The organism is Micromonospora sp. B11E3, assembly GCF_039871625.1.
GTDB lineage: Bacteria > Actinomycetota > Actinomycetes > Mycobacteriales > Micromonosporaceae > Micromonospora.
This window is the reverse complement of the sequence record NZ_JBDPMC010000187.1, coordinates 1-2,133: the sequence shown is the minus strand read 5'-3', so window position 1 is coordinate 2,133 and position 2,133 is coordinate 1. Positions and strand designations below refer to the sequence as shown.

The following is a 2,133-nucleotide window of genomic DNA, read 5'->3' as shown; positions in this document are numbered from 1 at the left end:
TCACCGGAGCAGTGCTGATCCCCGGCGCCAGCGACGACAAGCGACTGACCTCCCCGGCGGACTACCTGGTCTTCGATGTCGCACGCGACGCCACCGTGTACGCCGCCTTCGACAGACGCGGAGCACCGGAGGTAAGCAACTGGTGGCCGGCGTGGCTGAACCAGCAGGGCTTCAAGCGCACTGACATGATCATCCCGACCAACGACCCGGATCAGCGCTACTTCGTCGTGTTCGCCAAGAAGGTGCCGGCAGGACGCGTCACGCTCGGACCGAACGCGGCGACAACCGTGTACTCCACCGGCTACATCACGCTCGTAACCGCTGATGAATGATGATTCCGTCACAAGGTTGCTGAACGTCGCTCACCGGACCGGGCCGCTTCGCGGGGCTGTCAGGTCACATCGGATCTGGACGAACCATGTGGACGCGCTTGGGGAAGGACTCAGAAACAGATGACCACGGAAAGCTCAGCCCAGTCGGACGGCATCGACCCCTCCGTCCCCACTGCTGCGGGCATGTACGACTACTACCTGGGCGGCCGGAACAATTTCGCAGCCGATCGTCGAGCCGCGAACAAGGTGATCGCAGCAGCTCCCGAAGTGATCCTCATGGCACGGGAGAACCGAGGGTTCATCCAACGTGCGGTGCGGTTCCTGGCCCGCGACGCGGGCATCCGGCAATTCCTCGACATCGGCAGTGGCCTGCCCACCCAAGGCAGCGTCCACGAGATCGCCCAAGCTGAGGCGCCGGACGCGCGCGTGGTCTACGTCGACAACGACCCGCAGGTGCTGGCCCGCTCGCGTGCCTTGAAGACCGCCGAAGCCAAGACCACGAGCGTGATCACGGCGGACCTGCGCGATCCTGATGTCATCCTCAACCACCCCGAGACCCGGGCGCAGATCGACTTCGACCAGCCAATGGCCATCCTGTTGGTGGCTGTCCTTCACTTCATCGACGACGAAGCTGACCCGTACGGGATCGTCGCCCGCCTCCGCGACGCGATGGCGCCGGGTAGCTACCTTGTCATCAATCACGCCACCGCCGACCCCAGGCCGGACAACGCTGGTGGCGCCGCAGAGGTCTACAAGAACACCAAATATCCGGCCACCCACCGCACGCGCGATCAAATCGAACGCTTCTTCGACGGCGCACCCCTCATCGACCCCGGCCTGGTGTTCGTTCCGGAATGGCGGCCCGACATCGAAACCGACATCGCTCCGGAGGAGGTCTGGATCCTCGGCGGCGTCGGCCGGAAGCCGACCGTGGACTGATTTCGATCGTTCACGGAGCTGAGGGGTCTGCCTGACCTCACCGGGGATGCGGACGTTCTTCACCGTCTGCACCGGGGCCAGCTTCACCCTCGGGAGCGTGGCGTTCGGCTGGCTCCCGGTCTCGTTCGGACTCAGCTTCTGGGCATCGCTCACCTCAATCACAGTGGGCACGCTCATCGGGCTCGTTCCACTCGTGCCGCTCATCGTCATCGGCTCACATACCGCCACCAACAATTCCACCTCGAGCGGGGCGCATTTCGGTGTACGAGGCCGATTGATCGGGTCCATCATCGGGCTGGGCATGATGCTGCTGGGCACAGCCATCGCTATCTGGTCCAGCGGCGGCGTACTGGTCGCGGGCGCGGCCAGGCTCCTCCATACGCCGACGGGGAACGGCTCCCTTGCGCTGACCTACACGGTTCTCGGCCTCCTTTCTGTGCTGATCGCGGTATACGGGTACCACCTGCTCGTCCGGACCACGCTGATTCTGATGATCTTCGGCGTGGTCACCACGCTGCTACTGGTGGCGGCCTTCGCCGGCGACGTCAACGTGGGGTGTCGGGGCGGCCAGTACGCGCTCGGCAGCTTCACCAGCACCTGGCTGCTGTCGGTGTTCGCCGTCGGCGTCGGTGGCGTCATGACGATGAGCACGATCGCCGGCGACTGGACCCGCTACATATCGTCCCGGCGCTATCCACCTTCCAGGCTGCTGCCTGTCGGCCTGCTGGCCGTGGTCCTGAGCCTCGATCCACCGATGAATGTCGGGTCGGTGGGACCCCGGAGACAGAAAGTGCCCTCTGAGCTGGAAGGATAGGAGTTCTGACGCTTCTATCGTTTCGCTCGAGAGGGCACCTCGCAGGTG

3 protein-coding genes are annotated in these 2,133 nt (G+C 64.6%); all 3 read left to right on the top strand.

Annotated features, from left to right (window positions below; all coding sequences use genetic code 11):
* Positions 1-332 (top strand): hypothetical protein (locus ABGB16_RS33560; RefSeq protein WP_347672072.1); only part of this gene is annotated, 332 nt, incomplete at its 5' end.
* Between the two features lie 120 nt (positions 333-452).
* Positions 453-1,271, top strand: a complete 819-nt coding sequence (locus ABGB16_RS33555; RefSeq protein WP_347672071.1) for an SAM-dependent methyltransferase — start codon at positions 453-455, stop codon at positions 1,269-1,271.
* Between the two features lie 46 nt (positions 1,272-1,317).
* Entirely contained in the window at positions 1,318-2,085 is a 768-nt protein-coding gene (locus ABGB16_RS33550; protein WP_347672070.1) for a cytosine permease, read from the top strand.
* Positions 2,086-2,133 lie beyond the last annotated feature (48 nt).

Excerpts from the sequence above, each read along its gene's own strand:
- ABGB16_RS33555 (WP_347672071.1), top strand. The coding sequence starts at position 453 with ATGACCACGGAAAGCTCAGCCCAGTCGGACGGCATCGACCCCTCCGTC.
- ABGB16_RS33550 (WP_347672070.1), top strand. The coding sequence starts at position 1,318 with ATGCGGACGTTCTTCACCGTCTGCACCGGGGCCAGCTTCACCCTCGGG.